This window comes from Neorhizobium petrolearium (assembly GCF_017873175.1).
Lineage (GTDB): Bacteria > Pseudomonadota > Alphaproteobacteria > Rhizobiales > Rhizobiaceae > Neorhizobium > Neorhizobium petrolearium.
In genome coordinates, this window is sequence record NZ_JAGGJW010000012.1 from 144,425 (window position 1) to 165,064 (window position 20,640).

Sequence of the window (20,640 nt, forward strand, 5' to 3'; positions counted from 1 at the left end):
CGATCTCCCCGCGGCGTTTTAAGGATCAGGATATCGACTAGGATCAGGTCAGAGGTGGCGGACGCTCAGCTTGCCACCCCATTTGCCGTTCAGATAGTCGCAGACGAGCTTTCGGTGGCAATGGTGCGGCTTGTCCTCCGAGCAGAGCAGGCAGGAGCCGTCGAACTGCTCCGGTTTCAGCCGGCTCTCGATCTTCCGCTCGGCCATCAGGTCCAGGAAATCGTTCTGGAAGACGTTCCAGTCGCCCTTCTTCTTCTTGAAGGCAGTCATGATTTCTTCGGTCGGTGCAAGCAGCGGCTCGTGCATGTAACCCGCTCCGCAGAGTGCCTTGAGGAAGAAAGCGAGGTCGTCGGACTTTGCAAACCCCGCAAGCTGTGACGTGTTGTGAAGCCGCACGTCCATGACGCGCTTGACGCCTGCGGCCTTGATGCGGCCAAAGAAATCCTCGGCCGTCGTCTTGGTGAAGCCGATCGTGGTGACGTCCATGTTCATGCCATTGTCCTCATTCGCCAATGCCATCATGGCGGAAGCCGGCGTTGCCTGCTATTGTCAATATTGACATTGTTGATGGGAATATTGCCATGAAGTTGCAGGTATTGGCACTCGACGGCGTTTTTGATACCGGCCTTTCATCGATCCTCGACGTCTTCACTACCGCGAACGAACTTGTTTCGATGCTCTCGCTCACTGTGCCGCCCTTCGAGGTTTCGGTTATCGGAATGCGCAGCGGTGTCCGGACGGCGCAAGGACTTGGTGTGCCGGTTTCGGGTGCATTCGATCCACGCACGGGCTGGCTCGTCATTCCGGCAATCGCCTACAAGGTGCCGGAAATGCTCGTGCCGGCACTCGACCGCCCGGACATCCGGGATGCGGGTGCCTTGCTCCGGGAGGCGAGAGGGGCCGGCGTAAACATCGCCGCCGCCTGTATCGGCACGTTCGTGCTTGCCGAATCCGGTCTTCTCGACGGCGAGAAGGCGACGACCACGTGGTGGCTCGCCCCGCTCTTCCGCCAGCGTTATCCCGCCGTACGTCTCGAAGACGGCCACATGCTGGTGAAGTCCGGGGCGCTGGTGACAGCGGGTGCGGCACTCGGCCATATGGACATGGCGCTCTGGCTTGTGCGGCAGGCGAGCCCAGAGCTTGCGAACCTCGTCGCACGTTATCTCATCGTCGACAGCCGACCGGCGCAATCGGCCTATGTCATCACCGATCACCTCGCCCATGCCGATCCGCTGGTGGAGAAGTTCGAACGGTGGGCGCGTGGCCGGTTGTCCGAAGGCTTTTCGCTCGACGTCGCAGCCGATGCCGTCGGCGCCAGCAAGCGCACGCTCGCTCGTCGTCTGCAGCAGGTGCTCGGCAAGACACCGCTTTCCTATTTTCAGGATTTACGGGTCGAGCGCGCAGTGCATCTCCTGAAGACCAGCGACAAGAGCCCGGACGAGATCGCCGCGCTGGTCGGTTATGCCGACGGCGTGACACTGCGTGCTTTGCTGCGCCAGAGGCTCGGGCGCGGCGTGCGGGAGATGAGGAGCAGAGAATAGGGCGTTCAACATCAGCTCTTTGCGGAACAAATTCTCGGCGCCTCATGCCACTACTCGATCAGAAGCAGACCCCGCTTCTTGTCTCCATCGAGAGTGTCCATTGCCAGGAACAGCCGCTCCCGCTCGATCAGCCAAGGCCGGTAGTTCTCGTTGACATCCAAAACGAACACCATGTCCTCAGCCTCCAGATATCCTCCGATGGGCGAATGATGGCCGCTGCCCGAGCCAAAGATTGTCACGCGGGCAAAATTGATGATGTAGCGTCGGCCGGGATCGTTAGCGCGCTTCATGTGTTCGTGGAACTGCTCGGCGGTCAGGTCGCGGAGAACCGAAACCTTTCGCTCGGTTTTCATTTGGGCCAGTTCGGCAAGTTCGTCCAGCGTGAGCCCGATTATGCAAAGCCCCGTCCAGCACATTCCGGTTCCATCCAGAACCTCGGCTTCTGTCGTCTCCTCCTCGCCGACGGATCGGAATGCGTTGGCAATACTCGCCGGGCCGCACCGCGATGCGTTTGTTTGCCAGGTCAGGTCCATGCCGAAGGTCGCCGCCACAGGCAGCTTCCACGCCCTGTTGACCAGATCAGGAGAACGGATGACGGACGACTGGATCGCCTCCGGCGAGACCTTTGTCTGACCGACGAAGACAAATAATGCCCCGGTGACAAGCCCGGCAGCACCAATAATGCCGAAAAATAGACCACGCTTCATTTCCGTGCCCTCGAAGCAAAGGGTGATCCACACAATGACCCATAGGGGCCACGACATCAATCCGGCAGGTACCGACGACAGCTTCCGCCAAGAGCGAGATTACACAGAGCGGTCGCTGCGGACCGGACGCCAGATCGAAACCTCGCGCGGGCCGGCGAGGAGTTCCGGCAGTGCCGCATGCCATGCGTTCCGGTAAGGACGCTTCAACTGCACCTCCAGCACGTCCTCATGATCTTCCCAGGTCTCGTAGAGCATCATGCGGTTCTCGTCGTCGGGATCGGCGTGCAGCACAGCCTGATGGAACATCGGTTCATGCCGCATGGCGTCCAGCACACCGGTCAGCAGCATCATGAACCGCTCCCGCTGATCGGGGCGGATATCGAAACGGATGACGTAAGTTACGGCCATGGCCTTGCCTTTTTTGATCGAACAAAATTGCGGCTCGCGAGCTGCTCGCCGTCCTAGAACGAATAGCCGCAGGTCCGTATGAGGTCGATTACCTCCGAGGTCATAAGGCGCTCGCTGGCTGGCTGCGACCGTTCCCGGTTCTCCCCCTCGGATACGTCATTTTACGTATACGGTTTTGCGATGCAGCAACTGATAGTCGTTCAAGCAACGGTCAGTTCTTCGTTGCGGACGAATGAGAAGAGGGGTTCGAACCAATGACATTCAAGGCAAAGCTTGGCGGCGCGCTCGTTGCTGCCATTATGTCGACGACGGCGCTTCACGGCGCTTTTGCAGCCGACGACACGATCAAGATCGGCGTTCTCCATTCGCTTTCGGGCACTATGGCTATCTCCGAGACGACCCTCAAGGACGTCATGCTGATGCTCGTCGAAGAGCAGAATAAGAAGGGCGGCGTTCTCGGCAAGAAGCTCGAAGCCGTCGTGGTCGATCCGGCTTCCGACTGGCCGCTGTTTGCCGAAAAGGCCCGCCAGTTGATCTCCCAGGACAAGGTCTCCGCCGTTTTCGGCTGCTGGACCTCGTCTTCGCGCAAGTCGGTGCTGCCGGTCTTCGAGGAGCTGAACTCTATCCTGTTCTACCCGGTGCAGTACGAGGGTGAGGAGTCCTCGCGCAACATCTTCTACACCGGTGCCGCTCCAAACCAGCAGGCCATTCCGGCTGTCGACTACCTGGCCGAGACCGAAGGCGTCGAGCGCTGGGTTCTCGCCGGCACCGACTACGTCTATCCGCAGACGACCAACAAGATCCTGAAGGCCTACCTGATGTCCAAGGGCGTCAAGGAAGAGGACATCATGATCAACTACACGCCATTCGGCCATTCCGACTGGCAGACGATCGTCTCCGACATCAAGAAGTTCGGCTCCGCCGGCAAGAAGACCGCTGTCGTCTCCACCATCAACGGTGATGCGAACGTGCCCTTCTACAAGGAACTCGGCAACCAGGGCATCAAGGCGGAGGACATCCCGGTCGTTGCCTTCTCTGTCGGCGAGGAAGAACTTGCCGGCCTCGATACCGGCCCTCTCGTCGGCCATCTCGCTGCCTGGAACTATTTCCAGTCCGTCGATGCTGACGTCAATGCCGAGTTCATCAAGGAATGGCATGCGTTCACCAAGAACGAGAAGCGCGTAACCAACGACCCGATGGAGGCCGCCTATATCGGTTTCAACGCCTGGGTGAAGGCCGTCGAAGCCGCCGGCACGACCGATACGGACGCCGTGCTCGACTCGATCATCGGCGTTTCGGTTCCGAACCTTTCGGGCGGCTATTCCACCGTCATGCCGAACCACCACATCACCAAGCCGGTGCTGATCGGCGAAATCCAGGCCGATGGCCAGTTCGAAATCGTCCAGGAAACGCCGGCCGTGGTTGGCGACGAGTGGTCCGATTACCTGCCGGACTCCAAGGATCTCATCTCCGATTGGCGCAAACCGATGTCCTGCGGCAACTTCAACGTCGCCACCGGCAAGTGCGGCGGCAAGGGTAGCTGATCCGGCGAAGTTGAGGGCTAAACCTGCCCCTCACCCTAACCCTCTCCCCGTTTCGACGGGGAGAGGGGACGTGCCATACGCAGCGCCGACGCGGACTGGACAGGGCGCGGCAAATGTCCTTCTCCCCGCATGCGGGGAGAAGGTGCCGGCAGGCGGATGAGGGGCAAGGGCCACCAACCGTCCAGCCATTCCGGGGGACAAGAACATGTTTATCCGTCTTTTCAGTCTGATTTTACTGATCCTTTCCGTCGCCGTGCCGGTGAAGGCGCAGAGCGATCCGAAATCTTTGATCGATGCGCTTTCGAAAGCCGATTTCACCGAGGCCGAAAAGCTGATCGGCCAGATCGCCGCGACCGGCGACACAAGGGTCGTCACCGCGCTGGAAGCGTTCGCCGAGGGCGACCTCTATTTCCGCAAGTCGGATAACCTGGTCTTCATTGCAAAGGCTGCAGGCTCCAATGTGGAATTGATCGACCCGCTGACGGGTGCTTCCGCCGGCGCGGCCCCGAAGAATACCGTCACCAAGATCAGGGTGAACAACAATCTCCGCCGGGTGATCCGCTCCGCCATGGGCGGGCTTACCCTTCTGAGTCCCGACCGGACGGTGCGCCTTCAGGCCGCCGATGCCGTACTCCGCTCCCCAAGCCCGGAAAACCTTGAACTGGTCGAGGCAGCGCTTGCCAAGGAAACGGACGGTGAGGTCAAGGCGCGCATGGAGGAGGCGCGGGCGGTATCGGTGCTTTCCTCCAATCGTTCCGTCGACGAGAAGCGCGCCGCCATCGAGACGATCAAGAACCTCGGCGGACGCAATGCGCTCGGCATCCTGAATTCCGTGTCCGGCTCGATCGATCCGAGCCTCAAGGGCGATCTCGATGCCGCGATCTCCTCGATCGAAAGCGAGCTTCAGCTCTGGGACATGGCGCAGAACGTCTGGTACGGCCTGTCGCTCGGCTCGGTCCTGCTGCTTGCGGCGATCGGGCTTGCCATCACCTTCGGCGTCATGGGCATCATCAACATGGCGCATGGCGAAATGGTCATGCTCGGCGCCTATTCCACCTTCGTGGTTCAGGATGCAATCCGCTCGAACGCGCCCGGTCTGTTTGACTGGTCGCTGGCGATCGCGCTGCCTGTCGCTTTCCTGGTGACAGGCGCGGTCGGTTTCGTCATCGAACGCGGCGTCATCCGCTTCCTTTACGGCCGGCCGCTCGAAACCCTGCTCGCCACCTGGGGCGTCTCGCTCATCCTGCAGCAGGCGATCCGCTCGATCTTCGGCCCCACCAATCAGGAGGTCGGCAATCCGTCCTGGATGTCCGGCTCGTTTGCGCTCGGAGGGCTGACGATCACCTGGAACCGCCTGTGGATCGTGGTTTTCTCGCTGTCGATCTTCGTGGCGCTGTTGGTGGTGATGAAGAAGTCCGCCTATGGCCTCAACATGCGGGCCGTCACCCAGAACCGCCGCATGGCGTCTTCAATGGGCATCAGGACACCGTGGGTGGACGCGCTCACCTTCGCGCTCGGCTCGGGGATCGCAGGCATTGCCGGCGTTGCGCTTTCCCAGATCGACAACGTCTCGCCCAATCTCGGCCAGAGCTACATTATCGACAGTTTCATGGTTGTGGTCTTCGGGGGCGTTGGCAACTTGTGGGGCACGCTGGTCGGGGCACTCTCGCTCGGCGTGCTCAACAAGTTCCTCGAACCCTCGGTCGGCGCCGTGCTCGGCAAGATTCTCGTGCTGGTGCTGATCATCCTGTTCATCCAGAAACGTCCGCGCGGCCTCTTCGCGCTCAAGGGAAGGGCGGTGGAAGCATGATCACGGGCTTCATCCTGCGTGCGCTCGAAGGCAAGATCGTCATCGCCGTCGCGATCCTTCTGGGTGTTGCCATCCTGGTGCCGGCGCTCAACCTGCTCGCCCTGCCGGACAGTGCCCTGCACATCCCGACCTATCTGATGGCACTGATGGGCAAGTATCTCTGCTACGCGCTGCTGGCGCTGGCACTCGATCTCGTCTGGGGTTATTGCGGCATCCTGTCGCTTGGCCACGGCGCCTTCTTCGCGCTCGGCGGTTATGCGATGGGCATGTACCTGATGCGCCAGATCGGTTCGAGGGGTGTCTACGGCAACCCGATCCTGCCGGACTTCATGGTCTTCCTCAACTGGAAGGAACTGCCCTGGTTCTGGTACGGGTTCGACTGGTTCGCTTTCGCCACGGTCATGGTGCTCTTCGTGCCCGGCCTGCTTGCCTTCGTGTTCGGTTGGTTCGCTTTCCGCTCCCGCGTCAACGGCGTCTATCTGTCGATCATCACCCAGGCGATGACTTATGCGCTGATGCTCGCCTTCTTCCGCAACGACATGGGCTTCGGCGGCAATAACGGCCTCACCGACTTCAAGGACATTATCGGTTTTCCGGTTCAGGCGGATGGAACGCGCGCGGTGCTCTTCGCCATGTCGGCGATCATGCTGGCGCTCTGCCTCGTCATCGCATCGGCGATCGTCCGCTCGAAATTCGGCAAGGTTCTCGTCGGCGTGCGCGATGCGGAAAGCCGGGTGCGCTTCCTTGGCTTTCGGGTGGAAAACATAAAGCTCTTCACATTCGTCGTGTCGGCGATGATGGCGGGGGTCGCCGGGGCTCTGTTCGTGCCGCAGGTCGGCATCATCAACCCCGGCGAATTCGCACCCGCCAACTCGATCGAGGTAGTGGTGTGGACGGCGGTCGGCGGGCGTGGCACGCTGATCGGCCCGATCATCGGCGCGGTGCTCGTCAATGCCGGCAAGAGCTTCTTCACCGGCGCCTTCCCGGAATTCTGGCTCTATGCGCTGGGGGGCCTCTTCATCGCTGTGACGCTCTTCCTGCCGAGAGGCATTGTCGGCACGATCCAGCACGGCTTCAAGGCGCGTCAGGCGCTGAAGGCCGCAGCGGAAGCCGAGAAGGGCAGGGGCGACGAAGAGACCGTTGCGCGGGCCGTGCAGGCGGCGGAATGAGAAACGGGGGCGCGAGACGATGAACACGATTGCCGAAACGAGAACGAAGAGCCTGCTCTACCTCGAAAACGTCTCGGTCTCCTTTGACGGATTCAAGGCGCTGAATTCGCTTTCCTTCGTCGTCGAGCCAGGGGAACTCAGAGCCATCATCGGTCCGAACGGCGCCGGCAAGACGACGATGATGGACATCATCACCGGCAAGACCCGGCCGGATACCGGCACGGTGCTCTTCGAGGACCAAATTGACCTCACGAAGAAGGACGAGGCCGATATCGCCCAACTCGGCATCGGCCGGAAATTCCAGAAGCCGACTGTCTTCGAAAGCCATACGGTCTGGGACAATCTGGAACTGGCGCTCAACCGCGACCGAGGCGTCTTCGCGACGCTGTTCTACACGCTCTCTCCAGAGGACAAGGCGCGGATTGAGGAGATCCTGGAAACGATCCGGCTTACCCATCGCAAGGACGAACTCGCCGCCAACCTGTCGCACGGCCAAAAACAGTGGCTGGAGATCGGCATGCTGCTTGCCCAGGAGCCGAAGCTGTTGCTGGTGGACGAGCCGGTCGCCGGCATGACGGATGCGGAGACGATCGAGACTGCGGAGCTCTTGAAAGAGATCGCCAAGACACGATCGGTGGTCGTCGTCGAACACGACATGGGCTTCATCCGCGATCTCGGCGTCAAGGTGACGTGCCTTGCGGAAGGCTCGGTACTGGCGGAGGGCTCGATCGATTTCGTCTCGAACGATCCGAAGGTGATCGAGAACTATTTGGGGCGGTGACCATGCTGACAGTCAACAATGTCAATCTTCACTATGGCGCGGCACAGGCGCTGCGGGGCGTCTCGATCACTGCCGACATGGGCAAGATCACCTGTGTGCTGGGGCGCAACGGCGTGGGGAAAAGCTCTCTTCTGCGCGCCATTACCGGCCAGCATGCAGTGAGTGCCGGTACGATCAGCTTTCAGGGCGAGGTGTTGAACGGCCTGCCGCCCTATGCGCGCGCCAAGCACGGGATCGGATATGTGCCGCAGGGGCGGGAAATCTTTCCGCTCCTTACGGTCCAGGAAAACCTGGAGAGCGGCTATGCGCCGCTCGCCCGTAAGGACAAGTTCATTCCCGATGAAATCTTCTCGCTGTTCCCAGTCTTGAAATCCATGCTCGGCCGTCGCGGCGGCGACCTTTCCGGCGGCCAGCAGCAACAGCTTGCAATCGGCCGCGCGATGGTGACGCGCCCCAAGATCCTCGTCTTGGACGAGCCAACGGAAGGCATCCAGCCATCGATCATCAAGGATATCGGCCGGGCAATCCGCTATCTCCGCGATAGCACCGGCATGGCCATTTTGCTGGTCGAGCAGTATCTCGATTTCTGCCGGGAGCTTGCCGATCAAGTCTACATCATGGATCGCGGCGAGATCGTGCATGAAGGGGCCGCCGAAACACTGGATACGGCTGAAGCGAGGCGGCATCTGACTGTCTGATGCTAGTATTTCGCCGGTGAATGTTTGTATCGCATCGCAGTATTTCGTGCGTTTCATACCGGGATGATGTGTGTTACCAAGGCCGTGTTTAGGGCATATCCCGCTTATTGTTGACACACCACTCTTGCACCCATGATGAGGCGCTGATGGAATTTGCATGTGTTGCTGGTAGCTTTGCCAACACTGCTCTTACTCGCATGATCGCGGTAGGGGCTTTTTTCTTGGCTGCAAGCGGGGCCCATGCCGGTTGCGGCCAGCCGATGGAGCCGGGACGCCATCCGATGATTGTCGAGGCCGATGGCACCATTCGCTCTGCGGTCTATTTCATCCCATCCTCCTATAACGGCAAGGACAAGGTTCCGGTCGTTTTCGATTTCCATGGCAGCAACAGCAACCCAGACGGCCAACTGAACAGAAGCTCGTGGGACAAGGTCGCGGAAAAGAACGGCTTCATTGTCGTTGCGCCGCAAGGCAGCCTGCCCGGCAAGTTTACCGGCACCTATGCCTGGAACGTTCCTTTTGTGACCACGCAAGCGGGCGGCCTCGACGAGATCGCCTTCATTCAGCAGGCGTTGAAGACCGTCAAGGAGGAATTCTGTATTGATCCGGCCCGCATCTACGGATCGGGTTATTCCGGCGGCGGTCGCATGCTCTCGGCCTATCTCTGCTCCGGCCGTGATGATTTTGCCGCTGTCGGCGTCGTGCATTCATTGCGTGCCGGCCGCCCCGTGGAGATCGGCGGAAAATGGGCGCCGGATCAGGCCAATTGCAATCCGGCCCGCCCCGTCTCGATCATGGCTTTCGCCGGCCTGAAGGACACGGCGAATCCTTACGCCGGCGGCGGCAGCGCTTACTGGCAATACGGTTTCAAAGTAGCGATCCAGCGCTGGACGGAACTGGACGGCTGCAAAGGCGACGGCAATCCCAAGACCGTCGAGGATGTTACGTTCAGCCTCTACAGCGCCTGCAAAAGCGGTGCGCGCATTGCATCCTATGTCTTTGCCAATGGGACGCATGCCTGGCCGAAGCAGGCTCCCGCGACGGAAGCCGTGCTGGCGGCCGCCAAGGACGGCGCCGCGAGCGTCGTCCCGGCTGTGTCCGTCGCGTCCGCCAAGCCCGCGTTCGATCCGAATGTTGATCCTGCCTCGCGGATGTGGGAGTTCTTCGGTAAGGCCGACAGTACCGATGTCGTCGCCACCGCCGTCCCGGCCAAGATCAGCTCCGGGACTGCGTCTGGCACGGGTGTTGCATCGGACTGCGGAACGCAAGCCGATCTTCAGGGGAATACGTGCGACAGCAGCCAGCCGACCGATATGCGCCACAGCGGGCAAGAGGGGCGGGGCGCCTTGTAACCAAGGCTTTCGGCGGGCGCACGAAGCTTGCCGAGTTCTTCCAGGAAGGCTGCGCAAAAATACGCCTTCCGGAGACATTTTCGCCTGAAATGGAGGCGATCCTCATCAATACGTCAGGGGGGCTGACGGGCGGCGACGCGATCGAATGGTCCGTCGCCGCTACGGCTTCCACGAAGCTTTCGATCACCACCCAGGCGAACGAGAAGATTTATAAGGCTGCCGCCGGGACGGCCTCCGTATCCACCCATATCACCGTGGGCAAAGATGCTTGCCTCCACTGGCTTCCTCAGGAAACCATCCTTTTCGACCAGGCTTCACTGACGCGCAGGCTCGACGTCGATCTTGCCGAAACCTGCGAATTCCTGGCCGTCGAAGCCGTGCTGCTTGGTCGCAAGGCCATGGGCGAGGCGGTCCGTGGCGGTTTCTTCCGCGATCGCTGGCGGGTGCGCCGGTCAGGCAGGCTCATCCACGCCGAAGAGATGAAATTCGAAGGTGAGATCCAGCGTCTCACAGACGCTGCGGCGGTGCTGTCAGGCCAGGTCGCCTTCGCAACCCTTTTCTATTCCGGCCCGCTTGCCGAGGTGCTTTTCCCGAAACTGAGAGCTTGCCTCGCCGGGACGTCGGGCGGGTCGAGCCCTTGGACTGGCGGAGCCAGCCACTGGAACGGCAAGCTGGTCGCCCGGCTTGTGGCGCCGACAGGATTCGAGCTCAGAAAAATCCTGGTACCGGCAATTTCCGTATTGCGTAACGGCGCTCCAGTGCCGAAAGTCTGGAACATCTGATCTTATTGCGGGATTCCCATGAACCTCACTCCCAGAGAAAAAGACAAGCTTCTGATCTCCATGGCGGCGATCGTCGCCCGCCGCCGGCTCGAACGCGGCGTCAAGCTCAACTATCCGGAAGCGGTGGCGCTGATCACCGACTTCGTCGTGGAAGGTGCGAGAGATGGCCGCTCGGTTGCCGATCTCATGGAAGCCGGTGCGCATGTCGTTACCCGCGATCAGGTGATGGAAGGGATAGCCGAGATGATCCACGACGTGCAGGTGGAAGCGACTTTTCCGGACGGGACCAAGCTCGTCACCGTGCATGAACCGATACGTTAATTCACTGGGAGATTGAATCATGATTCCGGGCGAAGTGATTGCAATAGAAGGTGAAATCGAGCTCAATGCCGGTGCGCCAACCGTTGCCGTCGAAGTATCCAACACCGGCGACAGGCCGGTTCAGGTGGGCAGCCATTACCACTTCTTCGAGACCAACAATGCTCTCTCCTTCGACCGGGAAAAGGCGCGCGGCATGCGGCTCGATATCCCGGCAGGGACCGCAGTCCGCTTTGAGCCCGGTCAGACACGTTCCGTCACGCTGATCCCGCTTTCGGGCAAGCGCGCCGTCTATGGCTTTCAGCAGAAGATCATGGGTGCACTGTGAAATTGACGATTGCCCCCGCCATTCTGGCGTTTTCCGCTCTTCCCGTCCTCGCTCAGGAGCCGAAACCTGACTGCAAGAACCCGATCACGCAGATGGAGATGACCTATTGCGAAGAACAGGAGTTGGATGCCGCCGACAAGATACTCAATACGGAGTATCAGAAGGCCCGCAAGGCCATGAAGACCTGGGACGCCGATGCGGAGGGGAGTTTCAAGGGGGCTGAAGATGCGCTCGTAAAGGCGCAGCGCGCCTGGATTGCCTATCGCGATGCGCAGTGCGCATCCTATGGATTCCAGGCCCGCGGCGGCACGATGGAGCCGATGCTCATCTACGGTTGCCAGGCGGAGCTTACCCGCAAGCGTACCTACGAACTCAAAGACCTGATCGAGGCTATGGGGAACTGAGTTCCCCATGAGCGTACCGTTTTTGAAACTGGCCGAAATTCAAAGGTAGACCGACCATGCCCCACAAGATGTCCCGCGCCGCCTATGCCAGCATGTTCGGTCCGACCGTGGGCGACAAGGTGAGGCTGGCCGATACCGAGCTCTTCATCGAGGTAGAGAAGGACTTCACTACCTATGGCGAGGAGGTGAAGTTCGGCGGCGGCAAGGTCATCCGCGACGGTATGGGCCAGAGCCAGGCGACGCGGGCGGAGGGCGCGGTCGACACCGTGATCACCAATGCGCTGATTGTCGACCATTCCGGCGTCTACAAGGCTGATGTCGGTCTCAAGGACGGCCGCATCCATGCGATCGGCAAGGCTGGCAATCCGGATACGCAGCCGGGTGTGACGATCATCGTCGGCCCCTCGACCGAGGCGATCGCCGGCGAGGGCAAGATACTGACCGCCGGCGGTATGGATGCGCATATCCATTTCATCTGCCCGCAGCAGATCGAGGAAGCACTGATGAGCGGCGTCACCTGCATGCTGGGCGGCGGCACCGGCCCGGCGCACGGCACGCTTGCCACCACCTGCACCGGCGCCTGGCATATCGAGCGGATGATCGAGAGCTTCGATGCTTTCCCGATGAACCTCGCACTTGCCGGCAAAGGCAATGCGTCACTGCCGAAGCCGCTCGAAGAGATGATCCTGTCTGGCGCCTCTTCGCTCAAGTTGCACGAGGATTGGGGGACGACACCGGCCGCGATCGACAACTGCCTGACAGTCGCCGACCAGTACGACGTGCAGGTGATGATCCATACGGATACATTGAACGAGAGCGGTTTCGTGGAGGATACGGTCGCAGCCATCAAGGGCCGCACCATCCACGCCTTCCATACCGAGGGGGCGGGTGGCGGCCACGCGCCGGATATCATCAAGGTCTGCGGCCAGCCCAACGTTATCCCGTCCTCCACCAACCCGACCCGGCCCTATACCGTCAACACGCTCGCCGAGCATCTCGACATGCTGATGGTCTGCCATCACCTGTCGCCGTCCATCCCGGAAGATATCGCCTTTGCCGAAAGCCGCATCCGCAAGGAAACGATCGCGGCGGAAGACATCCTGCACGATATCGGCGCCTTCTCGATCATTTCTTCGGACAGCCAGGCCATGGGCCGTGTCGGGGAAGTGGCGATCCGCACCTGGCAGACCGCCGACAAGATGAAGCGCCAGCGCGGTCGCCTGTCGCAGGAAACAGGCGACAACGACAATTTCCGCGTCAAGCGCTACATCGCCAAGTATACGATCAACCCGGCGATCGCTCACGGTATCAGCCACGAGATAGGCTCGGTCGAGGTCGGCAAGCGCGCCGATCTCGTACTCTGGAACCCGGCCTTTTTCGGCGTGAAGCCGGAGATGGTACTGCTCGGAGGCTCGATTGCGGCTGCCCCGATGGGCGACCCAAACGCCTCGATCCCGACGCCGCAGCCGATGCACTACCGGCCGATGTTTGCCGCCTACGGAAAGCTGAGGACGAATTCCTCGATTACCTTCGTCAGCCAGGCATCGCTCGATGCCGGCCTGTCCCAGCGCCTGGGCGTTGCCAAGAAACTGGTGGCGGTGAAGAACGTCCGTGGTGGTATTTCGAAGGCGTCGATGATTCACAATTCGGCGACCCCGCATGTGGAGGTCGATCCTGAGACCTACGAAGTCCGGGCGGATGGGGAACTCCTGACCTGCGAGCCAGCCACCGTGCTGCCGATGGCTCAGCGTTACTTCCTGTTCTGAGATCGAATTCAAGGCGTAAGCGATAATGGACCGGTGGACATCGACCGGTTCGTTGTTACTCATGTATGCATTGAGCGCATGGCTGTTATGTCGCAGACCTTTGATGCTGCACTGCAAGATATTTTACGTTAGTTTTTGTCGTCTCATTCAGGCGGTCGCCCAAGCCGTCGATTTTCCACGATTTCAGGAGAGTTGAATCCATGCTTATTGGAAAACGTATTCCCAATGTGACGTTCCGGACCCGCGTGCGCGACGAATCGATCGGCGGTCCGAATCCATTCCGTTGGGAAGATAAGACGACTGCAGATTATTTCGCTGGAAAACGCGTCGTACTCTTCTCTCTCCCCGGCGCTTTCACGCCGACCTGCTCGACCTATCAGCTGCCGGATTTCGAAAAGCTTGCCGGCGAGTTCAAGGCGGAAGGCATCGATGAGATCTACTGCATCTCCGTCAACGACGCCTTCGTCATGAATGCCTGGGGAAAGAGCCAGAACCTCGAAAAGGTCAAGCTCATCCCGGATGGTTCGGGTGAATTCACCCGCAAGATGGGCATGCTGGTCGCCAAGGACAATCTCGGCTTCGGCATGCGTTCCTGGCGTTATGCGGCCATCATCAATGACGGCATCGTCGAGCAGTGGTTCGAGGAGGAAGGTTATTCCGACAACTGCGATTCCGATCCCTACGGTGTTTCTTCTCCGCAAAACATCCTGGAAAATCTGAAGTCGACCAAGATCGCCGCTTGATCTGGTGCATTCCGCTTCACCCGGAACCCGGACTCGCGTCCGGGTTTTTTGTTGACTCCAAAGCTCTTGCTCGCGGCGGCAAGCTCCGCAATGATGCGGTTTTCGCAGACAGACGAGTGTCCCATGCAGCATATCCGTTCCTACCATCCCGCCGGCGTCATCACTGAGCCGCCCGTCGACGTCGTGTCCTTGCCGCATGACCTGCGTCATCTGCGCCGCAAGCTGCTGCATCTTTCGAACGGCGATATGGTAATGCTCGACCTTAAGGATGCAGTGCTCTTCCACCACGGGGACCGTCTGGTGCTCGACAATGGCGACACTGTCGAGGTGCGAGCCGCACCCGAAAAGCTCTTCGAGGTGAAGGCGCGCGACACGCTGCACCTGATCGAGCTTGCCTGGCATCTCGGCAACCGGCATCTTTCGGCGCAGATCGAGGAAGGCCGTATCCTCATCCTGCGCGATCACGTGATCCGGTCCATGCTCGAAGGGCTCGGCGCGATCGTGACGGAAGTTGAGGAACCGTTCCAGCCGGCTCGCGGTGCCTACCATTCCCATGGTGGGCATTCCCATGGCCATCATGATTGAGCCTGCATGAGCCAGGGCCTCGATACACCGGCGCTGCTGAGACTGATGGCCTGGTTGTCGCCGGCCTTCCCGATCGGCGGTTTCGCCTGGTCCGGCGGGCTGGAGCGGGCCGCATTCGACGGCCTGGTGAAAGATGCAGGCAGTCTGACCGATTGGGTTTCGACCCTGCTGCAGCATGGTGCGTTGTGGAACGATGCGGTGTTGTTTGCAGAAGCCTGGCGGCAGTTCGGGGATGAGGCTTCGCTGAAAGAGACAGCGGAGCTGGCGCTGGCGCTGGCCGGTTCGGCGGAGCGGTTCACCGAGACGCTCTCGCTCGGCAAAGCTTTTGTTGTCGCAGCCTCCGCCTGGCCGCATCCGGCTTTCGATCGCCTGCCGAAAGACGTTCCGCTTCCGGTCGCTGTCGGTTCGGTGGCTGCCGCACATGGCGTCCCGTTGGACCAGGCACTTGCTGCCTATCTGCATGCAATGGTCTCGCAATCGGTCTCGGCCGGCATCCGGCTTGGCGTCTGCGGGCAGACGGAGGGAGTCAAGGTCCTCGCAGAACTGGAAGGGTTGATCGGAGAGGTTGCCAGGCATGCCGCGCGGGCGACCACGGATAATCTCGGCGGTGCCACGGTGCAGGCGGAGATTGCATCACTCCGACATGAAACACAAAACACGCGGCTTTTCCGTTCTTAGGAACAGGCTAAAGCTGGTCAGGAAAATGAGAAAGGACGGCATATGAAATCGGCGAACGGCCCCTTGCGCGTCGGTATAGGTGGGCCTGTCGGCTCTGGTAAAACGGCCCTGACGGAAAAACTCTGCAAGGCGATGCGGGAAGACTACTCCGTCGCGGTTGTCACCAACGACATCTATACCAAGGAGGATGCCGAAGCGTTGGTGCGCATGCAGGCGCTCTCATCAGACCGTATCGTCGGTGTCGAAACGGGCGGCTGCCCGCATACAGCGATCCGCGAGGACGCGACGATCAATCTTCAGGCGATTGCCGGCTTGACGGAACGAATTCCGGACCTCGACGTGGTCTTCATCGAATCCGGCGGCGACAATCTGGCGGCGACCTTTTCACCCGATCTTGCCGACATCACCATCTATGTGATTTCCACCTGCCAGGGAGAGGAAATTCCGCGTAAAGGCGGGCCGGGCATTATCCGCTCGGACCTCCTGATCATCAACAAGAAGGACCTGGCGCCGTATGTCGGCGTCGATCTCGACGTGATGGATCGCGATGCATCTCGCATGCGCGAGACAAAGCCGCATCTCTTCACCGATCTGAAGCGCGGCGAAGGTGTGGACCACGTGGTCCGGTTTCTGAAGGAACAGGGCGGGCTCTGAGCTGCCCGAGGTGCACTCTGCAAACAATGCTGGTCGGCGTCGTTTGGCGACCGGTCAATGTTGAGCGGTCGAGCGCGCCTCGTTGCCGAGTTTCCCGGCGGGGAGACGCCACGCCGCCCTCTACATTCGCCTTTTCGGCTTCTCCTCCAATCACAAGCTGAATCGCTTGTTTGATGGCTTCGGCGCCGCGTGTGTTGTAATATAATCGCTAATATATTCTGTGAGGGAGCATGGAACGCCGTCTCGCAGCCATCCTGATTGCAGATGTCGTCGGTTACAGCCATCTGAGCGAGATCGACGAGGAGAGAACACGAGCGCAATTTCACTTCGATGCCGAGAGCATCTTCCTCCCCGCAATTGAAGCCAACAATGGTCGGTTGGTGAAAACCATAGGGGATGGTCTGCTTGTGGAATTTCATAGCGTCGTCGATGCCTTGCGTTGCGCGCTCGACGTTCAGGTGCAGAAAGCCGAGCGAAACGCTTCGGTTCCGCCGGATCAGCAAATGAAGTTTCGCATAGGCATCAACCTCGGCGATATTATCGTTGAGGGAGAGGATATCCATGGCGACGGTGTCAACATTGCGGACCGGATACAGGCGCTTGCGGAACCTGGAGGCATAGCAGTCTCCGGCTCTACGTATGATCAGCTGAAATCCAAGCTTCCCGTCGGATATCTGTCGCTCGGCCGGCAGAAGATAAAAGGTATCGCCGAGCCAATCAGGGTCTATCGCGTTCTGCTTCAGCCCGCTGCGGCCGGGAAAACGATCGCCAGCAGAGGGCGCTGGTGGCCCTGGGTCCATATCGTCACCATCCTAATCTGCGGGCTTCCCCTGGCCAGCATGGTTTACTGGTGGCAGCCCTGGTCGCCTTCGCAATCCCAGGGAGCGATAGGCCGCTTTGCCTATCCCCTGCCGGACAAGCCGTCCGTTGCCGTCCTGCCTTTCATCAACGTGAGTGGTGATGCGACGCACGATCACCTTGCGGAGGGATTGACGGACGATCTCATCACCGAATTGTCCAAGGTGTCCGGTCTTTTCGTGATCGCACGTCATTCGGTCTTCGCCGTTCGGAATACGTCCGGAACGATCCAGGACGTTGCTGCCGAATTGGGGGTCCAATATGTCCTGGAAGGAACGCTGCAACGGGATGGGCTTCGCCTGCGCATCAATGTCAAATTGATCGAGGCGATGACCGGCCTTTCTCTTTGGGCGGAGAAATATGACCGGAAATATGCCGACCTGTTCGCCGTTCAGGATGATGTGATCGGCAAGATCATATCGGCCCTCGCGGTGAAACTGAGCCAGGGTGAACGAACGCAACTGGCACGCATACCGACCGACAATCTGGAAGCATACGATTATTATATGCGGGCCGAGCATGAAGGCTTCATATACGGCGACGTTGCCACCTACCGCCGAACGCTGTCTTTCTACCAGAAGGCCATCGATCTTGATCCCGGCTTTGCAAATGCGCATGCCGGCATCGCCCGCGTGGCGGTCGACGTCTGGCGGAACGATTACAATTTCCTGTGGTCTGCAGCTATTGCCAGGAAGATCGCCTATGACGCCGCCGGGCAGGCTTTGAAGCTGGACCCGAACAACGCGCGCGCCCATGCGGTTCTTGCACTGTTGCAGTGGGTTGACGGCCGCGAGACCGAGGCGCTGGAGTCCGCCAAAACAGCAATCGCAGCGCAGCCGAACGACGCCGAGGCCTATGGTACTCTGGCGCTCATACTGGCCCATACCGGCAGCCCAGGGCAGGCGATCACCGAAATCGAGAGGGCGTTGCGACTCGACCCTTCGCCGGCGCCCGGGTTCCAACTGCTCGCCGGTATCGTCTTTTATACGGCGCGGGAATATCGGCGGGCTATCCCGCTCATCGAGGCGGCACTCGGCGACCTGCCCAGAGCCGAACCTGCGCGCGAATATCTCGCCGCCGCCTATGCCAGTGAGGAGGATCAGGCACGCGCTGCGCAGGAAGCAGGAAAACTTCTCGAGCTATTTCCTGAAAGCAACCTGACCTACTACAGTTATCTCTATGATTACTGGCGCGACGAAGATCTCGATCGTCATCTGGCAGCGCTGAGGTCAGCCGGCGTGCCGCAATGGCCTTTCGCTTTCCAAGGCAAGGATGCCGATCGTGTCAAGGGAACGGATCTCCGCGATCTGATCGACAACCGGACATGGGTCGGCAGACACAAGAACGGTACCGATTTCATGCAGTATTTCGACAAGACCGGAAAAACTGCCTATCGCAGCACCAACACAAACATCACTGGCGTCGTTGAAATTCAGGGCGACAGTCTGTGTGAAAAATTCGATGGGTATTTTCTGGACAGATTGGTATGCGGTCAGGTTTTCCGCAATACAGATTCAACCGGGCGGAACGATACCTACGTCCATGTCACGCCGCGCTCCCTGCAGTTCTTCTCATTGGTACGCGATGGGCATTAATCTCGAATCCAGTCATTGGGCAGCACGATGCAGCCAGTCTCCGTGCATTTTTTCAGAAATCAGCGTCTGCTGAACTTCGGACCAGTGCCTTTGCGAATCGACCACCTTTGTTGGATTCTTCTCCATACCTTCGGCGGCGCCGGGATCGTAACTTATATAAAGTTTGCCATCGATGATGCGCCAGGCACGCGGATCGACATTGGTGGTTACCGTTCCGAACGAAACGCCGTCGGCGCAATATCCGCCATATTGAGGCGCATAGCTGGATGGGTCCTTGATGAAAAGATCGCGGTTTTCCGCGCTCGAAAAATGCCAGACCGCTCCGAGCCAGCGATGGGAATATTTTTCGCTCCCTTCAACAGCTTTGCCTTCGACAAAATAAGCAACCGGATCATATCCCTTGATTGCAACATCGCCAAAGTAACCGGTGTTGACCACATCTTCCGCGAAAGCCGGCTGAGAGAGTGAAATCAACATGGCAGCGCCGCCGATGGCCAATATGTTCGGCATGCGTGCCTTCAGACCGTTACGAGACATCTCAGTCCTCCATTCGTATTTCGTCCCAAGGATCAGGCTATTTGCGCCTGGTACATTCGTTGTAGAGCGGCTCGCCGACGAGTTCGGCTTTCTGACAGACCGCTCCAGCCTTCATCAGAAGTTCGGCTACATCCCAATAGCCGCGCCATCCGGCTTGCGTGAGGGGGGTATAACCGTTCCTCTCGGCGGCTTCGATATCGGCCTTGTTTGCCAATAGAAAGGCCACGACGTCGGCATGACCTTCTTCCGCCGCTGCGTGCAATGGCGACATCTTGTAGAAATTCTTGGTATCATTGACGGCCGCGCCCTTTGCTACCAGCAATTTTACGACCTCCAGATTTCCGGCATAGGCGGCAGCGTGCAATGCAGTCAGCCCACCCTTGTTCCGGACCTCTATATCGGCGCCTCTTTCGAGCAGAAGCGCCACGGCATCGACACGACCCTTGAGAGATGCCAGTACAAGTGCCGGATCTCCTGCCTCGTTCGGTTCTGACATATCGGAGCCGCCATCCAGCGAGCGCTTGATAAGCTCCAGATCTCCCTGTTCAGCTGCCTCTTGTAGAGGGCCAGCCGAAGCAACACCGGCGACCAGCACAATGGTAAAGACGATTGATCCAAAGGAAACCACGGCACGCCCTCTCCCTACATCGGGTCACGGCCTGATGGTCGTTCTCAAAGGCAGGCCAGTGTTATCGCGGCAACACTAAATATTAGCATTTTTCAATTTCTTCGGCAAGTTATGCCTATCGTATGACCTTAAGATGCCGTCAAAATAAAGATTTTCAGCGTAAATGGCTGCAATGACAGCAGCTATCCATGCGAAGTCGAGGTTTTTGCAAGACCATTATCTACCAGTATCGCCGGTTTTATTGGGCGGTTGAAGGCGGATTCAATGCGCGGGCTGCGGTCAACTCAGCGGTGGCATGGCTCAACCGCGCGGCAAGCACGCGCATGATCTCCACGGCTACTTGGGGAAAATCGTTCACGAGTTCCAGGAAATGTTCCTTTTTGATCCGCAGGACCTCAAGTGCAGATGTGGCGCGCACGGTGGCCGTGCGGGAAACGTCGCAGAGAACCGCGATCTCTCCAACGATGGCGTTCTCTCCGACGTCGGCCACCTTGATCTCTCCCGCCGGCGAGGAAACGATAATATCAGCCGTTCCAGAAAGTATCACATAGACCGCGTCGCCCACATCGCCCTGTCGGCATAGGTCCTGGCCCTGGCGGTAGGTCATCCGGTCGGAGGCAAAGGCAAGCAGCTTGAGCTTCGCCGGCTTGATCCGGGCCAAGATGGGTACCTGTCTCAGCATTTCGACTTCGTCTATAAGCAAAGTAAGCGTCCTGCCTGTTACCGTAATCTGCTAACGTCTTCTTGCGCAAAA

At 59.5% G+C, this 20,640-nt stretch carries 23 protein-coding genes; 17 read left to right on the plus strand and 6 right to left on the minus strand.

The window, feature by feature from the left end:
• Positions 1-48: 48 nt before the first annotated feature.
• On the minus strand, positions 49-492 hold the full coding sequence (locus tag J2046_RS22635) for a DUF488 domain-containing protein (protein WP_440408619.1): 444 nt from the start codon (positions 490-492) through the stop codon (positions 49-51).
• 89 nt (positions 493-581) lie between these two features.
• Between J2046_RS22635 and J2046_RS22640 the strand changes: the two genes are divergently transcribed.
• The gene (locus J2046_RS22640; RefSeq protein WP_210055771.1) at positions 582-1,541 is read left to right on the plus strand and encodes a GlxA family transcriptional regulator; all 960 of its coding nucleotides are present in this window, start codon (positions 582-584) and stop codon (positions 1,539-1,541) included.
• Positions 1,542-1,591: 50 nt separating this feature from the next.
• Here J2046_RS22640 and J2046_RS22645 read toward each other — a convergent pair whose 3' ends face one another.
• Together J2046_RS22645 and J2046_RS22650 are read right to left on the minus strand one after the other, a co-directional pair.
• Positions 1,592-2,248, minus strand: coding sequence for a phytochelatin synthase family protein (locus J2046_RS22645; protein WP_210055773.1), 657 nt, complete (start codon positions 2,246-2,248; stop codon positions 1,592-1,594).
• A 99-nt stretch (positions 2,249-2,347) separates the two neighbouring features.
• Positions 2,348-2,656, minus strand: a complete 309-nt coding sequence (locus tag J2046_RS22650) for a putative quinol monooxygenase (RefSeq protein ID WP_210055775.1) — start codon at positions 2,654-2,656, stop codon at positions 2,348-2,350.
• A 254-nt stretch (positions 2,657-2,910) separates the two neighbouring features.
• Between J2046_RS22650 and urtA the strand changes: the two genes are divergently transcribed.
• The 16 genes from urtA (at position 2,911) to J2046_RS22730 (ending at position 18,721) form a co-directional block, all read left to right on the plus strand.
• Positions 2,911-4,200, plus strand: coding sequence for an urea ABC transporter substrate-binding protein (gene urtA, locus J2046_RS22655; protein WP_210055776.1), 1,290 nt, complete (start codon positions 2,911-2,913; stop codon positions 4,198-4,200).
• Between the two features lie 205 nt (positions 4,201-4,405).
• Positions 4,406-6,010, plus strand: a complete 1,605-nt coding sequence (urtB, locus tag J2046_RS22660; RefSeq protein WP_210055777.1) for an urea ABC transporter permease subunit UrtB — start codon at positions 4,406-4,408, stop codon at positions 6,008-6,010.
• Entirely contained in the window at positions 6,007-7,179 is a 1,173-nt protein-coding gene (gene urtC / locus J2046_RS22665; RefSeq protein WP_210055778.1) for an urea ABC transporter permease subunit UrtC, read from the plus strand. Before urtB ends, urtC begins: the two co-directional genes overlap by 4 nt.
• Positions 7,180-7,198: 19 nt before the next feature.
• Entirely contained in the window at positions 7,199-7,960 is a 762-nt protein-coding gene (gene urtD / locus J2046_RS22670) for an urea ABC transporter ATP-binding protein UrtD (RefSeq protein ID WP_210055779.1), read from the plus strand.
• Between the two features lie 2 nt (positions 7,961-7,962).
• Positions 7,963-8,658, plus strand: coding sequence for an urea ABC transporter ATP-binding subunit UrtE (gene urtE, locus J2046_RS22675; protein WP_210055780.1), 696 nt, complete (start codon positions 7,963-7,965; stop codon positions 8,656-8,658).
• Between the two features lie 221 nt (positions 8,659-8,879).
• Positions 8,880-10,010, plus strand: coding sequence for a CE1 family esterase (locus tag J2046_RS22680; protein ID WP_411828541.1), 1,131 nt, complete (start codon positions 8,880-8,882; stop codon positions 10,008-10,010).
• Positions 9,947-10,792, plus strand: a complete 846-nt coding sequence (locus tag J2046_RS22685) for an urease accessory protein UreD (protein ID WP_210055782.1) — start codon at positions 9,947-9,949, stop codon at positions 10,790-10,792. Before J2046_RS22680 ends, J2046_RS22685 begins: the two co-directional genes overlap by 64 nt.
• An 18-nt stretch (positions 10,793-10,810) precedes the next feature.
• A complete protein-coding gene (locus J2046_RS22690) occupies positions 10,811-11,113 on the plus strand; it encodes an urease subunit gamma (RefSeq protein WP_210055783.1) in 303 nt (100 codons plus the stop codon).
• A 19-nt stretch (positions 11,114-11,132) separates the two neighbouring features.
• Positions 11,133-11,438, plus strand: coding sequence for an urease subunit beta (locus J2046_RS22695; RefSeq protein ID WP_210055784.1), 306 nt, complete (start codon positions 11,133-11,135; stop codon positions 11,436-11,438).
• An 8-nt stretch (positions 11,439-11,446) separates the two neighbouring features.
• Positions 11,447-11,842 carry a lysozyme inhibitor LprI family protein gene (locus tag J2046_RS22700; RefSeq protein ID WP_411828545.1) on the plus strand — a complete coding sequence of 132 codons (396 nt, stop codon included), beginning with the start codon at positions 11,447-11,449 and terminating at the stop codon, positions 11,840-11,842.
• 56 nt (positions 11,843-11,898) lie between these two features.
• Positions 11,899-13,608, plus strand: coding sequence for an urease subunit alpha (ureC, locus tag J2046_RS22705; protein ID WP_210055786.1), 1,710 nt, complete (start codon positions 11,899-11,901; stop codon positions 13,606-13,608).
• A gap of 200 nt (positions 13,609-13,808) precedes the next feature.
• Positions 13,809-14,351: a peroxiredoxin gene (locus J2046_RS22710; RefSeq protein ID WP_210055787.1), complete on the plus strand. Its 543-nt coding sequence runs from the start codon at positions 13,809-13,811 to the stop codon at positions 14,349-14,351.
• Between the two features lie 123 nt (positions 14,352-14,474).
• Positions 14,475-14,936, plus strand: coding sequence for an urease accessory protein UreE (gene ureE / locus J2046_RS22715; RefSeq protein ID WP_210055788.1), 462 nt, complete (start codon positions 14,475-14,477; stop codon positions 14,934-14,936).
• Positions 14,937-14,942: 6 nt separating this feature from the next.
• Entirely contained in the window at positions 14,943-15,614 is a 672-nt protein-coding gene (locus tag J2046_RS22720; RefSeq protein WP_210055789.1) for an urease accessory protein UreF, read from the plus strand.
• 42 nt (positions 15,615-15,656) lie between these two features.
• Positions 15,657-16,268 (plus strand): urease accessory protein UreG, encoded by a 612-nt coding sequence (ureG, locus tag J2046_RS22725; RefSeq protein ID WP_210055790.1) that lies wholly within the window; start codon positions 15,657-15,659, stop codon positions 16,266-16,268.
• 230 nt (positions 16,269-16,498) lie between these two features.
• Positions 16,499-18,721, plus strand: a complete 2,223-nt coding sequence (locus J2046_RS22730; protein WP_210055791.1) for an adenylate/guanylate cyclase domain-containing protein — start codon at positions 16,499-16,501, stop codon at positions 18,719-18,721.
• 12 nt (positions 18,722-18,733) lie between these two features.
• On the opposite strand, the gene J2046_RS22735 is transcribed toward J2046_RS22730, so the two are convergent.
• From J2046_RS22735 to J2046_RS22745, 3 genes are all read right to left on the minus strand, one after another.
• Positions 18,734-19,258, minus strand: a complete 525-nt coding sequence (locus J2046_RS22735) for a YHS domain-containing (seleno)protein (protein WP_233470213.1) — start codon at positions 19,256-19,258, stop codon at positions 18,734-18,736.
• A gap of 37 nt (positions 19,259-19,295) precedes the next feature.
• Positions 19,296-19,886, minus strand: a complete 591-nt coding sequence (locus J2046_RS22740; protein ID WP_210055792.1) for an ankyrin repeat domain-containing protein — start codon at positions 19,884-19,886, stop codon at positions 19,296-19,298.
• A gap of 238 nt (positions 19,887-20,124) precedes the next feature.
• Positions 20,125-20,568 carry a cyclic nucleotide-binding domain-containing protein gene (locus J2046_RS22745; RefSeq protein WP_210055793.1) on the minus strand — a complete coding sequence of 148 codons (444 nt, stop codon included), beginning with the start codon at positions 20,566-20,568 and terminating at the stop codon, positions 20,125-20,127.
• Positions 20,569-20,640 lie beyond the last annotated feature (72 nt).